Source organism: Helcococcus massiliensis (assembly GCF_900258485.1).
Taxonomy (GTDB): Bacteria; Bacillota; Clostridia; order Tissierellales; family Peptoniphilaceae; genus Helcococcus; species Helcococcus massiliensis.
Window position 1 is genome coordinate 1 of sequence record NZ_OGVE01000007.1, and the last position, 15,779, is coordinate 15,779.

Here is a 15,779-nt window from a genome sequence, read left to right on the forward strand (position 1 = left end):
AACTGAATTTAAAACTTATCTAAGAATTAGAGAATAAGTTTTAAAATCACTTTTTGAATTTTATACTTATGAAAACCCAAAAACCATAAGTTTAAAAATTGATTTTCGAATTTAAAACTTATTTTGGATAAAATTCTAGCTCCCATCGTTCGCAAACTAAAGTTTTTGCAAAAACTTTCAAAACTGAATTTATTTTATTTGCTAAAAATTTTTCTTTAGTGTATAATCCCGATATTATATTTTTTTGGTCCTTTTTTAAATTTTTGGAGGTATAATTGAATAAAGAACTTCAATTTAATTTTTCTCGTCAATGTCTAGAAACATTGCAAAATGCAAAGAAGAACGTAGAAGAAGTGGGTAAAACCGTAATTGAAAGTCAAGATATACTCTTAGCAGGTTTACAAACCTACGATACCGGTATGTCATACGCCCTAGCTAAATATTCTATCGTAGCTAGCGATATCAAAAATATCATAGAAAAATCCATTATAGTAAAAGATAAAACAATCTACTCATCAATGATGAGACCTACAAATCCAGGAGCCAAGCGCTTCAATTCCAAATATCAAAATCCAGTAGAATTTATAGTAGAACCAATAGCAGATGAAAAGTTAGAAATATTTGGTGACTCAAATGTCTCTAAGTTTGTTTTTGATGCCATAAAATATGGTGATGAGATGTCAAGGTCAAACCCTGAAATTTACCATATTGATACCAGGTATTTACTCATACATTTTTCTGATGTGAACAATTCAAATGCATGTGAAATCATTGAATACCTATTGACTAAAATTGATATTTTATATGAGCCTTTAACTAGAGGCTTCTTTAGACGCAATATTTCATTGTTTTCTATGCAAATTGATGGCAGCGCTGAAAATAATAAAAAAGAAGAAGAAAGAAGAGCCAATAGATTTCACAACAAGATTAAAGATCCGTCATATTCTATGCTAGAAGAACTAGCTGTTGACATTACTGAAAAAGCAAGATTGGGTCAATTACAAAAAGTTATTGGTAGAGACCAAGAAATCGAACAAATTGAACTCGTATTATCAAGAAGAGACAAAAACAACGTAGCCTTATTAGGGCCCGGAGGTGTAGGTAAATCGGCTATAGCTGAAGGTCTAGCTATAAAAATAGCAAATGGGGACCTACCATCCCTAGAAAATATGAAAATTTTACAATTTAATATGAATGATTTTTCGTCTTTCTCTGATGTATATAGTGGTGAAGCTATTAAAAGATTTGCCGAAGAAATGAAAAAACAAAGAGATGTCATCTTATTTATAGATGAAATTCATTTACTAGGCAGATATAAGTATTTTACTGATACCCTAAAACCCTTGATGGCTAGGGGTGATTTCAGATTGATAGGGGCTACCACACATGCCGAATGGAACTATTATATTAATTCAGACCAAGCTTTAACAAGAAGGTTTGAAATAGTTAATGTAAAAGAACCTAAAAAAGAAGATGCCATAAAGATTATAGAAAATGTCTCTATTCTTTATGAAAACTTCTACAGAGTAAATTACTTACCTGAAGCTATTGAAGCAGCTGTTATTCTCTCAAACAAGTATCTTCCAGGCTTAGTTTTACCAGACTCAGCCTTGACAGTTTTAGACAATGCCGGTGCGAGAGTTAAGTTGCAAGACCAAGGTCAAAACTATATAAATGAAAAGTATATTGACAAATATAGAGAGTTAAAAGATAGACTTGAGAAAGCACAGTCTATTAAATTCAATGAAGCTGAAGTTAAACAAATTCAAGAAGAACTAAATTCTTTATATGAAGTCTTAAATAAAGATAGAAATTCAGATCATAGACATGACTATCCAATTAAGGTAAGTGCAGTAGATATAGAAAATGAAATCTCAATCAAGTCTGGTCGAAAAGTATCTATAAATGACAAGAATAAAGATAAAAAATTGAAGCTAAAAAACTTAAAAGAAATATTATCATCAAAGGTAATAGGGCAAAAAGAAGCTACAGACGCTGTAGCCGATACTTTGCTGATTTCAAAGCTTGGATTTGCTTATCCAAATAAACCATTGAATTCATTCCTTTTTGTTGGGCCTACTGGAGTAGGTAAGACTGAAACAGCTAAAGTCTTGTCTGAACAAGTATCCGGTTCGCTAGAAGACTTAGTAAGGTTTGATATGTCTGAATACCAACAAGCCCATGAAGTATCCAAGTTGATAGGAGCACCTCCAGGATACATAGGATACGGTACAGGTGGACTTTTAACCGAAGCAGTCAAGAGAAACAAAGAAGCAGTTGTTTTATTTGACGAAATTGAAAAAGCTCATCCGAAAATATTTGATATCCTATTACAAGTCTTAGATGGTGGTAGGTTAACAGATTCCTCAGGTGAAGTAGTAGATTTCAGTAAATGTATTATCATACTTACATCAAATCTGGGTACCAAAAAGATTGGCCAAGATAAAATGATGGGCTTTAGCGACGGCCAAAGTCAAGTAGACAAAGAAGCTGAAAACGAGAAAATCACCATGGAAGCTATTAGCGAATTCTTTAGGTCTGAGCTTATCAATAGAATAGATAAGATCATCACCTTTAAGAGTTTCACTTTTGAAGATATATTAAAGATAAGTAAAATACTAGCTGATAAAGAAACTGACTTACTTAAGACAGCTGGTCTAGATATTCAGTTTACTGACCAAGCTATAGAATTAATCGCTAAAAAATACCATTCAGCTAAGTTTGGTGCAAGACCAATTAGAAGAGGTATTTCAGAAATGATAAAAGGTCCTCTTGCAGAAAAGATAGTAAATGACGAAATCACAAAAGATATGCCAATCACTATAGATGTAAAAGATGGTGAGATAGTTTTTGTGCAGTAGAATAAAGTATGAATAGAATAATATAAAAAGCAAAACCAACCTAAAAGTTGAGATTAATCGACTTTGGGTTGGTTTTGTGTTTGGTGTTAATTAAAATTTATTTCAATAAAAAGGCAAATCTCAGAACGATATAATCAGATAATTTTCTAGGGTTGTATCCAGTTTTTTTATAGATATTATTTAATTTATATTGTAAGGTGTTTTTATGAATAAATAAATCTTCGCTAGTTTTCTTTATAGATCCGTTATTTTTTGTATAAGACAACATAATATCTTTGTATTCTTCTATTTCATCTTGACTCAAATTTGATAATATTTTCTCTTTATATTGATTTATTTGATCTTTTGAAGTATTTTTGAACAATATCCCTAAATCCAACTTATTATAGTACATACTCATAGCTTCATCATCATTTATTTTTGTTATCCAATTCATTGAACTTTTTGCTTCTTCAAATTTTAATGGAGTATCTTCAATTTCTTTATAAATGCTACTAATACCATAAAAGGATTTTATCTCTAATTTTGAAAGTAAAGTTTCTGACAATTTCATAATTATTGGGTCCAATGTTTCTTTGTTATATTTGTCAATAAGTATAATTAAATTATCTTGTATTATAGCGCTATAATATTGGAAATTATGTTTATTCAAAATGGCATTTGTTATTTCTAAAACTTTGTTATTTAAGATAGGGTCATTTAATTTAGGGAAAGTTAGGCTATCTATAATTACTTTATTAGTCGTGTTATTTATAGGATAGCTATATAAATCTTCTGAAGTGCTAGAAAATATTAAGTTTTCTAAAAATATTTTTTTCTTATCTATTTCATTTTGTTTAACATTATCAATCCATTCTTTAGTAATAAGTATCTCAGTCATTTTTTTTATTATGGTAGCGTAATTGATTACATCATGTGGATCACCAGTTATACCAATAGTTCCAATAATTTCATTTTCAAAATTTACAGGAATATTAATTCCCTTTTTCGCGTTTTGAAACTGACCATCTTTTTCTACAACTATCATTTTATTTATATTCATGCTTTCGAAAGACGCCATATTGACTTGTCCAATCCTTGCAGGATCTGTAGAAGCAATAATTTTTCCTTTTTTATCCATATAATTTAGATTGAATGAAATGATATCTTTTAACTCCTGAACAATACTATTAGCTAATTTATTTGAAATCTCCACAATTACTCCTTTGTTACATGTAACAATTAATTTTGATGATAACTCTTTCATAATATTATACATAACATAGATATCTAAGACAATATGTAATATTATTTAATTGCGAAAGAAACTGTATAACTATATAAGGAGGAAAAATGAAAAAATTAAATTTAGTAATTGTTGGTGGTGGTTCTACATGGACACCTGGATTACTAGGGTCGTTGGTAAAATTCAAGGAAGAATTTCCATTAAAGAAAGTGACGCTTTATGATATTGATGCTGAAAGACAGTCACACATAGGAAGATTTGGAGAGGTATTATTTAGAGAACAATATCCTGACCTAGAGTTTAATTATACAACAGACAAAGATGAAGCTTTTAATAATGTTGATTTTGTATTTTGCCAAATGAGAACAGGCGGATTGCCAATGAGAGAAAAAGATGAAAAAGTTCCATTAAGTTTAGGTTTGATTGGACAAGAAACTTGTGGTCCTGGAGGATTCTCTTATGGTATGAGATCAATCAGAGACATGATAGAACTCGTTGAAGATGTAAGATCACGTTCTAAAGATGCTTGGATACTAAATTATACAAATCCAGCAGCTATAGTAGCGGTTGCACTTAATATGAAGTTCCCAGATGATCATAGAATTATTAATATTTGTGACCAACCTGTAAACTTGATGAAATCTTACGGTAAAATTTTAGGAAAAGATTACCATGATTTTGAACCTAAATACTTTGGATTAAATCACTTTGGTTGGTTTACAAATTTATATGATAAAGATGGTAAAGATCTATTACCAGAATTAAGAGAAATAATATTAAAACAAGGTTTTGCACCAGAAGATGCTGAACAAAGAGATGCTTCATGGTTAGAAACATACGGAATGGTAAAAGATATGTTGGAAGATTTTCCAGATTATTTACCTAACACATACTTACAATATTATCTATATCCATACTATAAATTATCAAAGTTAGATCCTAATTATACTAGAGCTAATGAAGTTATGGATGGTAGAGAAAAGAGAGTTTTTGCAGAATGCGATAGAATTGCTGAACAAGGTACTTTGGATAATCTAGAAATGGTTCATAATGATGCTCATGCAGACATGATTGTAGAATTAGCTCTATCAATCAATTCTAATTTGAGAAAAACATTTATTATCATTCAAGAAAATAATGGTGCTGTAAACAATCTTCCTGATGATGCGATGGTGGAACTAGCCGCAGCTGTAGGATCAAACGGATGCGAACAATATCATTTTGGAAATATAGATACATTCTATAAAGGCTTAATAGAAAACCAATATGCTTTTGAAAAGTTAACTGCAGAAGCCTATTTTGAAAATTCATATCAAAAAGCATTGCAAGCTTTAACATTAAATAGGACTGTAAACTCAGCTAAAAAAGCTAGAGAAGTATTAGATGCATTAATTGAGATGAATGGTTCATATTTTCCGGAGCTTAGATAATGAATAAAAAAACCATGAAAACTATTCTACATACACATTGGGATAGGGAATGGTACTTTACGGTTGAAGAAACTCAAATGTATTTAAGATATTTGATGGAAAATGTATTTGATTATCTAGAGAAGAATAAAGATGTAAAGTATCTTCTAGATGGTCAGTCTGTTATGTTAGATGATCTTGCAAAATACTATGAATCAATAGATAAATATTCAAATATAATTAGAAATCAAATTGATCTAGGTCCTTGGTATACACAAACAGATTTAACCATACCGCATGGTGAATCAATTTATAGAAACTTACAAATTGGTTTAAGCACAGCAAGAAAGTATACAGATAATCCTTTACTTATAGCTTATTCTCCAGATACTTTTGGACATAATCCACAAATGCCTCAAATATATAGAGGATTTGGTATTGATTCAACAATATTTTGGAGAGGCTATAGTAAAGAGATGGCTGAATCTAATGTATTTGATTGGGTTGGAATTGATGGAAGTGCTGTGAAAGCTTTCTCATTACCAGCAGGTTATCAAGGTGCAAAATATTTACCAGAAGAGGTAACTGAACTAAAGGAACGAATTGACACTATAATTGAGAAATATGATAAATACGGTAGTTCAGACAAGGTGCTTCTAATGAATGGACATGATCAAATGCCTATTCAAAAAAATATCAAAGATATAGTTAAAATAATTCAAAATCTTTATAAAGATTATGACATAGAAATTACTGATTTAAGAGACTATGTTGATCAGTACATTGATAAAGAAAGTAAAAAAGTAACGGGTTATCTAGATCATGCGTCCTTTACTAGGGTTCATAGGACTATTGGATCAACAAGAATGGATATAAAAATACTAAATAGAAGAGTAGAAAATTTAATTTATAATATTTTAGAACCATTAAGTTTAATTGCTGAAATCTATGGTATTGAATATCCTCATTTACTAATTGAAAGAAGTCTTAAAGAACTAATGGGAACTCATGCTCATGATAGTTTAGGTGGATGTAATACGGATGAAGTTAACCAGGATATTTATAATAGAATTAAATCTGTTGAAAGATTAATAGATAATCATATCCATATAGCTAAAAGATGTATAGCAAGCTCAATAACATCTGATTATGATTTATTTGTATTCAATCTAAATCCGTATATTGTAAAAAATAGTAAGATAGAGGCTGAACTACAAGTAAAAGATTTAGAATTTGATATAGAAGATTTAGATGGAAATAAGGTTAGTTTTGACATTATAGATTATCAAAAGCAAAATATGAAAAATATTGATAGACAAGTTCTAGCTAAAATGTTAGATATCTATAGGTATAAAGTTAAAGTTATTTTAGATATAGATTCAATAAATGGGATGGATGTAAATCAATATAAAATTGTTGAATCAAATGAATCGAATGAATATGATAATCTAAATCAAAATTATATTGAAGATGATTATTATAAGATTATAGTTAATAAAAATAGTTTAGACCTATATATAAAAAATACTGGAAGAATTATAGAAAACTTTTTATCTATTGAAAACTCAGGAGATGATGGTGATTCGTATGATTATTCTCCTCCTAAAGAAGATAAAATTATAGGTGAAAATAATTTTGATAGTATACAAATAAAAAATATAGTTTATAAAAACTTATACAAAGAAATTAACCTGCTAGTAAAAAATAAACTTCCACATGATTTGAAAGAAAGAATAGAAGATAATCTTTCAACCACTCAGGAATATCAATTAAATATAAGATTATTTAATGATAGCAACATAAAAGTTAGTCTAGACTTTATGAATAAAACAATTGAACAGAGAACCAGATTAAAAGTTAAATCTCAAAATAACATTCAAAAAATTATTGTTGGTTGTCAGTTTGGATTTACGGATATTGTAAATAATTATGAACTTGAAAAAAAATCAGTAAAAGATAAGTGGGTTGAAAAAGCTGTAAATATATATAATTTTCAAGATAAATTATTGCATGATAAAAATCTATCGATAGAGGCTAACCAACTTAATGAATTTGAATATAAAAAAGATGAGATTTATCTAACACTAATACGATCATTTGGATATATGGGTAAGCCTAATCTAATAAATAGACCTAATAGAGCTTCTGGGATGAATTTAGAAACTCCAGATGCTTTATTAAAAGATGTTAACTTTGAATTTGATTTTATTATAAATTATGTAAATATTAATAAGACTATTGAAAAAAACAATATAATTTCATACCAGAACAAAGAATATAATAGATTTAATATTAATCAAAATCTAATAGGTAAAAAGAAGTATAGCATTGAATTACCGTTGGAAGACATGAATATTACCGCTTTAAAAAAATCTAATGATAAAGAAGGTATATCGATAAGGTTTTATAATCCGAATGATAAAGAAAAGATAAACTTCAATAAGGAAATTAATGTTTGTGATTTTAATGAAAAGGAGATAAAAAAAGTCACTGAAATTGAAGTAAAAAGAAATCAAATAAAAAACATAAAAATATAAGGAGACTCTTATGAAAAGAAGTAAAAAGTTCCAAGATTTTAGTAAATCGCTTTTATTCCCGATTTCAATGTTGTCTTTCATGGCGATATTTTTAGGATTAGGAGCAGCTCTTCAAAACCAAAATATTTTGAAGTATGTATCTTTTTTACAAAATGAAGGTATACAAAATGTAATTGGTGCAATTAGAAAACTTGCTGTAATTCCATTTACATATCTACCATTAATGTTTGCTATGGCAATACCTCTATCGATGGTAAAGAGAGATAGAGAAGTAGCTGTATATTCTGCTGCAATTGGCTATATAGCAATGATGATTGGTATTAACTATGTAATGGGATTAAAAGGTTTAACAGAAGAAACTACCGCTGTAGACTACTTAATTAACCAAGGTATGTCTGATACTGATGCTGCATTATTTAATGCTCAATTTACAAAAGTTTTAGGTATATATGTTTATAACACAAATGTTATTGGTGGACTTTTAGCTGGTATTATATCCGTATTTGTTCATAATAAATTTAGAACTACAGAATTACCAGAAGCATTTTCATTCTATAGTGGTAGAAGATTTGTACCAATTATAAACACTATTGTATTAGTAGTAGTAGGTGTTGCACTTACATTTATATGGCCATTTATAAACAACTTAATTATGGCAGCTGGTAGATTAATATCAGAAGCTGGACGTGTAAGTGCATTCTTCTATGGATTCACTGAAAAGATTATAAACCCAACAGGATTACACCATATATTAAATCAAACATTTAGATTTACAGCTTTAGGTGGTGTAGAAAATATAGATGGTCAAAATATAATAGGTTCATTAAATATATTCTTATACCAATTGGATAAGGGTTTAGCATTTTCACCTCAAGCTACACAATACTTAGCTCAAGGCAAAATCTTACACATGGTATTTGGTATGCCAGCTGTTGTATTTGCAATAGCTAAATCAGCTAGACCTGAATATAGAAAGAAAGTGTTAACATACTTTGCAGCAGGTTTAACAGCTGTAATACTAACAGGTATAACTGAACCAATTGAATTTACATTTATATTCTTATCACCAGTTCTTTGGGTAGTTAATGCTATATTTGCAGGTTTAGCATTCTTAGTACCAGCCCTATTAAGCGTTACAATAGGTAATGTCCAAGGTGGGGTAATTGACTGGTTAGTATTTGGTGTACTTCAAGGTGTATCAACTAAATGGTATATATATTTAATTGCAGGACCAATATTCTTTGCTATGTACTATTTCACATTCAAATTCTTAATTAGTAAATTAAATGTACCTACAATAGGTAGATCAAAAAATGACTTTAATGAAGTAAGTACTGAAGAATATGATAGTGATTTAGTAATGAATGCTGATGATGAAAAAATAGCTGAAACTGTAATTGAAGGGTTAGGTGGATTGGATAACATCATCTCAATAGATAATTGTATATCAAGATTACGTGTTGAAGTAAAAGATTCATCCTTAGCAAATGAAGATTTATTTAGAAAAACTGGTTCAAAGGGTTTAATTATTCCAGATGAACACAATATACATGTTGTATACGGTGGTAAAGTGACAAGAATGAGAAATGTAGTAGATGATTACTACTATTCAAAAAAAGGATAACTAATGATTAAAAACGTTTTAATATCTCTAGATTCTTTTAAGGGAAGTATTTCTTCAAAAGAAGCTAACATTCAGCTTCAAAAAGGAATAGAGAGCATAAATCCACAATTGAATATTAAATGTGTTCCGATAGGTGATGGTGGTGAAGGTACAATAGAATCCATTATTGAAGAATTAAATGGAGATGTTAAAACTATTACTTCAGTAAATTCGAAAAATAAGTCAATTGATGTATCTATAGGATTAGTCGGAGACAAGATTTTTATAGAATCATCAAATGTAATTGGTTTAGATAGGTTAACGGAAAAACCAGATGCTTATGTAGATTCTTCTAGGGGACTTGGTATTGTTATAGAAAAAGCGCTAGAATATAGTCCTTCTGAGATCATAGTTACCCTAGGGGGATCTGCAATAAGTGATATGGGAATAGGAATGTTAGATTATCTAGGTGCTAATTTTTATAATAAAGAAGGTGTAAAGTTTTCACCTAAAGGCACCGATGATTTGAAAAAGATTCATCACTTAGATTTCATAGACCTAAATAATAAAATTTCTAATACAAAATTTACTATTTTATCAGATGTAGAAAACACCTTATTAGGTAAAAATGGTTGTGTCTATATTTATGGAGAACAAAAAGGTTTAAATATAAAAGATTTCAATGACATAGATAAGGAAATATCTAGAGTTTCTTCAATGTTAGAAGATGAAATAGGCGAGGAATTTACTAAAGCTAAATTTTCAGGGGCCGCAGGTGGTTTGGGATTTGCTTTTATGGCTATTTTCAAAGCAAGAGCCTTTAGTGGTATTGAAAGAATACTAGAAATCACAAAAATTGAAGAAAAAATTATTAATTCTGATTTGATAATAACTGGTGAAGGTAGTATGGACTTACAAACCTACCATGGCAAAGCTCCAATAGGAATAGCAAATTTAGCAAAAAAACATAAGAAGATATGTTTCGCCGTTACTGCAAGTAATAACTTGATTACTGAAAATTATGAAGAATATTTTGATTATATTTTTAATCTACAATATAAAATATTAGGCCTAGATTACTCTATAAAAAATTCATCTGAATTATTGTATTTGCAAGGAAAACAAATAGCAAGGATTGTAGGGTTGATAAATAATCATTGAAATAATGTTAATAATAGATAGAGTAAACGGATAAAACTGTTTACTCTATTTTTGCGGTTTATAAATTATCTTTTTGTACGTTTCTAATGTTTTTTTAGTAATAAAGCATCTAACTTTTTTGGTATATAATTTTAATTCTTAATTCAATCTTATGATAAAATACTTATAAACATTTAAGTAGACTAAATGAAAAGTATTTAAAATCAATTAAGAGTTAATGATAGGGATGAGACTTTATTGATAGTAACTAATCTGCATCAAGTAAGGCAACTATAATAGGAATACGTATAATATATTATTGAAGTTTATATAGGATTAATAAGGCCTATTTTAAATGTATAAAAGAATTATTAGGGAGGATATATGATTCAAAGACAAAAAAATATAGTCATAGATTTAATAGATCACCCTATGTCTATATATGAAATTAGTGATAAGCAAGAAGTTACTGAAAGAACAATAAGAAGTGACATAAAAAGAATTAATTATGTTTTAGAAAAATATTCTGCAGAAATATGTCGTGATGATGAACAAAACTACTATTTAAATATTAAAGATAAGATTATATTCCAAAAATTTGAAAAAGAAATACTTTTAAATTTTAACTTTGATTTTTCAGAACCAGACATGAGGGTAATGTATATAATCTTAAAGTTTTTATTTACTGATGGATATATTAAACAAGACGATCTTGCTGATGAAATGTTTATATCAAAATCGACATTAAAAAATGATATGAAAAAGGTAAAAAACGAAATTAAAAAGTTTTATTTATCCTTTGATTTTATTCCGAATTATGGAATGAAGATAGTCGGAAGTGAAAAGAATATAAGGTCTTGTATTTCAAATCTTATAGCGGAAATGAATAAAGATAGAGTGCTAAAAACAAGTAATAGCATTGAAAGTCTTTTTGATGCAGACATATTAGATAGCATATATGATATAGTTGTAAAAAATATAAATGAATCAAAAATAAGTTTATCAGATGCAGCTTTAAATAATTTGATAATCCATATTGCTATAGCTATAAAAAGAATAAACTTAAACCAGTATTTTGAAAATAAAATAAAATACGATTTAAATTCTAGTCTTGAAAATGATATAGCTAGAAAGATCATAAAAGATATAGAAGAAGAATTTGATGTTGAATTTCCTAATGATGAAATAACATATATAACAATGCATTTAATGGGAACGAAACTTGTAGTAAAAGACAATTATTCTGCTATAACTGTAAACAAAGAAGAACAGGAAATAATTGACCTAGCTATTGAAATGCTTGACGTAGTTTCTGAAGGTATTCAATATGATTTAACTCAAGATAAGGAGCTACTTGAAGCTTTAATATCGCATTTAAAACCGGCAATATACAGATTTAATAATGGATTAAATATTAGAAATCCATTATTAGATTCTATTAAGGAAAACTATCCTAAAGCATTTAACGCTGCCATAAATGCAGCTGTTATTGTTAAGAAAAAACTGGAGATAGATTTTAATGAAGATGAAATAGGTTATTTGGCCATCCATATAGGAACTGCCATAGAAAGAGTGAAACTTAAAAGTAAGCCTATAAAGACTCTTGTAGTTTGCACTACCGGACTTGGTACATCAAAGCTTCTCCAATATAAATTAGAACATAGATTTAAAGATGATTTAGAAATTGTTGGAGCTACTGAGCTTTATAATCTAATATCTTATACTAAAGACGATATAGAGTTGATTATATCTACCGTTCCATTTTCTTATCAAAGAGATGGCCTGTTTCCGATTGAAACATCATATATCTATATAAAAGATATATTAGGTGAATCTGGTTTTGAAGATATAGAAAAATTTATTGAAAAAAAGAAAAACAAACTAAGCACTTCCTTTGTAAAAAATGAAGATTATCTCTCTGATGATTTAGACTACCTAAGTATTGATGATATATATGTAGGAAAAGACTTTAAAAATAAAGAAGAAGTTATAAAGTTTATTTCAGATGAAATTATTAAAAAAGGGAAAGCTCCTGAAAGTATAGAAGAATTAATACTAAAAAGAGAATCTATAGTCGCGACAAGTTTTGGAAACCTTGTAGCCATACCACATCCTTTTGAAGCTGTTACTGAAAACACTTTTTTATCTGTGGTGACACTAGAAAATCCGATAGAGTGGACAGGTAATTTGGTTCAGTTGGTAATCCTTTTAAATGTTAAAAAAGGAAGTGAAGCAGATTATGAAGATATGTATAAAAAATTATTATATCTTATCGATAGCGAAGACAATGTAAAGAGAATAATAGATGCAAGTAATAGTAAAAAAATATTGAGTATTTTTAAAGAAATTAAAACTTAATTATATTAGTTAAAAGCTTATGGTCAAATAACGATCATAAGCTTTTTTATTTTAAAAACTATATGTGCAAATGATTTCCAGTAAGAATGAAAAAGAATGTCTTAACAAAAAATCAATCCCCATATAAACTAGAATTAAGATAAAAATTTAGGAGGTATCCATGGAAGAGATAATTATGGAAATCATTGTCCACTCAGGAAATGCAAGATCTTTATCAATGGAAGCAATACAAGCAGCTAAGGCTGGAGATTTTGATAAAAGTGAAGAATTACTAAAAGAAGCGAATGATTCATTTTTAAGTTCTCATCAAGTACAGACAGGTCTAATACAAGATGAAATTAACGGGAAACCGTCAGCTATGAGTTTACTAATGGTTCATGCTCAAGATCACTTGATGAACGCACAAACAGTAAGAGACCTTGCTGTAGAAATTATAGAATTATATAAAAATAAATAAAAAAGGAGGGAAAAATATGAAAAAAGCACTCATAATGTGTAATGCAGCAATGTCATCATCGCTTATGGCTAAAAAAACTACAGAATATATGCAAGCAAAAGGCTATGATATACAGATTGATGCAACAACAGCTGATGCTGGTATTCAGAAAATAAAAGAGGATAAATATGACTTATATTTAGTAAGTCCTCAGATGAGACATAGATATGATATTTTAAAAACTGAAGCTGATAAAGTTAATAAACCTATTGCTCTTATAAGTTTTCAAGCATATGCACCTATACCTTTAGGTTTTCAAAAATTATCAGAAATTGTTTTATCAGAAATAGATTTATAAAATGAATAATAAAAAATTAAGTAAAAAAGAAGCTAAATTAAGAAAAGAAAATGAACAAAAGATGAGAGAAACTGGCATTAGAATGGCTAAAGCTAGCTTTATCAGATATGGGACAGCTTTTTTAGCTGTTGTAAGCCTATATTGGGCTGCCACTGCTTATTTAGTAAAAAACATTTACGCTATAATTCCTATTTTGTATTTATTAGCATATTTGTTTTCGAGTGCAGACCAACATCTTACCATTTTTAAGCATAAAGAGGGTGAGTTTAATTGGACTTATTATGTAATGATTATATTTATAGTTATTAATTTAATTCTTTTAATAAGTATCATGATAAATCCTAAATTAGTTTTCCCTTATTTTGTAGATGATTTAAAAATTCCATTAATAGGTTTAATAGTTGGGATTTTTATTAAGCTTCTAATAATAATAAAAATAAAAAAATATAAAAAAACAGTAGGAGAGAAAAATGTTTAAATTTTTAGAAAAATATATTATGGGGCCGATGACTAAGTTATCACAACTTAGATTTGTAAGAGCTATTCAAGCGGCAGGTACCGCATCTATTCCATTTACAATTGTAGGTTCAATGTTCCTAGTGCTAACAATTTTACCTCAAGCATTACCATTCTTAGAAGGAATCTGGGCTGCAACATTCTTAAAAGTGTCAAGTATTTATATGTTAGCAAATAAGGCGTCAATGGGGATTATAGCTTTATACTTTTTACTAGCTATTTCTTACGAATACACAAAAATTATAAGAGATGAAGAAGGTATAGAATCATTAAATCCAATGTCAGCAGTATTACTATCATTATTTGGATTTATAATGTTTGTACCACAATTTACAAAAGGAAGTTTTGAACTATTACATAATCCAGAACAAGGTATTATAAATGGTTGGGCAATTGGTGGAGATGGTGTTTCAAGGTTTGCAGCTATAGGTATTTTTACAGCAATCTTAACAGCAGCTCTAACTGTTAAAATTTATCAATTTTGTATTCAAAAAAATATTGTTATAACAATGCCTGATGCAGTACCGTCAGGAGTTGCAAACTCATTTACAGCTTTGATACCAGCATTTATATTAGCGTTAGTTGTATTCATAATACAAGGTATTCTAGTTAGTTTGGGAACAGACTTATTCTCAATGGTAGCAATACCATTTGGTTTTGTGTCAAAGATTGCTGGATCATTTGTAGGAACAGTTGTAGTAGCAATATTCTTAACTCATGCCTTATGGGTAGTTGGTATTCACGGAGCTACAATAATTAATGCATTCTTAACACCAGTTGGATTAGAAAACTTACAAAAAAATATAGATGGGGGTTCTGAAGTATTTGCAGGCCAATTCATGAATGCTTTTGCATATATTGGTGGTTCAGGGGCAACTTTAGGTTTAGTTCTTATGTGCATTTTCTTAGCAAAATCAGAGCAATTAAAGGCTATAGGTAAGGCTTCATTAGCACCTGGTATTTTCCAAATTAATGAACCGGTAATATTCGGTATGCCAGTTGTATATAACCCAGATTTAGCAATACCATTTATATTTGCACCAATGCTTGGGGCTGCAGTTGGATACTTAGGTATAGCTTCTGGAATTTTCCCTAAAATCATTGCAAACACTCCATGGCCAACACCAGTAGGCTTATCAGGATTTATAGCAACAGGATCATTTATGGGTGGACTATTATCCATTATAGTATTCTTTGTAAATAGTATTGTATGGTATCCATTCTTTAAGAGATATGATAAAAAATTAGTTGCTCAAGAAGCTGAAATATTAAAAGAGCATGCAGCAGAATAAAACAATTAGACGAAAATTTAATTATTACAAATGAAAGGATAAAA

At 29.0% G+C, this 15,779-nt stretch carries 11 protein-coding genes; 10 read left to right on the forward strand and 1 reads right to left on the reverse strand.

What is annotated here, in order from left to right; genetic code table 11:
* The first annotated feature begins 275 nt into the window (after window positions 1–275).
* On the forward strand, window positions 276–2,861 hold the full coding sequence (locus C4Q29_RS06010) for an AAA family ATPase (RefSeq protein ID WP_103981912.1): 2,586 nt from the start codon (window positions 276–278) through the stop codon (window positions 2,859–2,861).
* A gap of 97 nt (window positions 2,862–2,958) precedes the next feature.
* Here the strand turns inward: C4Q29_RS06010 and C4Q29_RS06015 are convergent, their stop codons facing one another.
* On the reverse strand, window positions 2,959–4,056 hold the full coding sequence (locus C4Q29_RS06015; RefSeq protein ID WP_159459234.1) for a CdaR family transcriptional regulator: 1,098 nt from the start codon (window positions 4,054–4,056) through the stop codon (window positions 2,959–2,961).
* Between the two features lie 137 nt (window positions 4,057–4,193).
* Between C4Q29_RS06015 and C4Q29_RS06020 the strand changes: the two genes are divergently transcribed.
* From C4Q29_RS06020 to celB, 9 genes are all read left to right on the forward strand, one after another.
* On the forward strand, window positions 4,194–5,516 hold the full coding sequence (locus tag C4Q29_RS06020) for a 6-phospho-alpha-glucosidase (RefSeq protein ID WP_103981914.1): 1,323 nt from the start codon (window positions 4,194–4,196) through the stop codon (window positions 5,514–5,516).
* The gene (locus tag C4Q29_RS06025; RefSeq protein ID WP_103981915.1) at window positions 5,516–8,032 is read left to right on the forward strand and encodes a glycoside hydrolase family 38 N-terminal domain-containing protein; all 2,517 of its coding nucleotides are present in this window, start codon (window positions 5,516–5,518) and stop codon (window positions 8,030–8,032) included. The genes C4Q29_RS06020 and C4Q29_RS06025 overlap by 1 nt, the downstream gene beginning before the upstream one ends.
* A 10-nt stretch (window positions 8,033–8,042) precedes the next feature.
* Window positions 8,043–9,656 (forward strand): PTS transporter subunit EIIC, encoded by a 1,614-nt coding sequence (locus tag C4Q29_RS06030; RefSeq protein ID WP_103981916.1) that lies wholly within the window; start codon window positions 8,043–8,045, stop codon window positions 9,654–9,656.
* A 3-nt stretch (window positions 9,657–9,659) separates the two neighbouring features.
* Window positions 9,660–10,796 (forward strand): glycerate kinase, encoded by a 1,137-nt coding sequence (locus tag C4Q29_RS06035; RefSeq protein ID WP_103981917.1) that lies wholly within the window; start codon window positions 9,660–9,662, stop codon window positions 10,794–10,796.
* A 363-nt stretch (window positions 10,797–11,159) separates the two neighbouring features.
* Window positions 11,160–13,133, forward strand: coding sequence for a BglG family transcription antiterminator (locus tag C4Q29_RS06040; RefSeq protein WP_103981918.1), 1,974 nt, complete (start codon window positions 11,160–11,162; stop codon window positions 13,131–13,133).
* A gap of 160 nt (window positions 13,134–13,293) precedes the next feature.
* On the forward strand, window positions 13,294–13,590 hold the full coding sequence (locus tag C4Q29_RS06045) for a PTS lactose/cellobiose transporter subunit IIA (RefSeq protein ID WP_103981919.1): 297 nt from the start codon (window positions 13,294–13,296) through the stop codon (window positions 13,588–13,590).
* A gap of 16 nt (window positions 13,591–13,606) precedes the next feature.
* Complete coding sequence (locus C4Q29_RS06050) at window positions 13,607–13,927, forward strand: PTS cellobiose transporter subunit IIB (protein WP_103981920.1); 321 nt, start codon at window positions 13,607–13,609, stop codon at window positions 13,925–13,927.
* Window position 13,928: 1 nt separating this feature from the next.
* Window positions 13,929–14,405, forward strand: a complete 477-nt coding sequence (locus tag C4Q29_RS06055) for a hypothetical protein (protein WP_103981921.1) — start codon at window positions 13,929–13,931, stop codon at window positions 14,403–14,405.
* Window positions 14,398–15,735 (forward strand): PTS cellobiose transporter subunit IIC, encoded by a 1,338-nt coding sequence (celB, locus tag C4Q29_RS06060; RefSeq protein ID WP_103981922.1) that lies wholly within the window; start codon window positions 14,398–14,400, stop codon window positions 15,733–15,735. Before C4Q29_RS06055 ends, celB begins: the two co-directional genes overlap by 8 nt.
* Window positions 15,736–15,779: the final 44 nt, after the last annotated feature.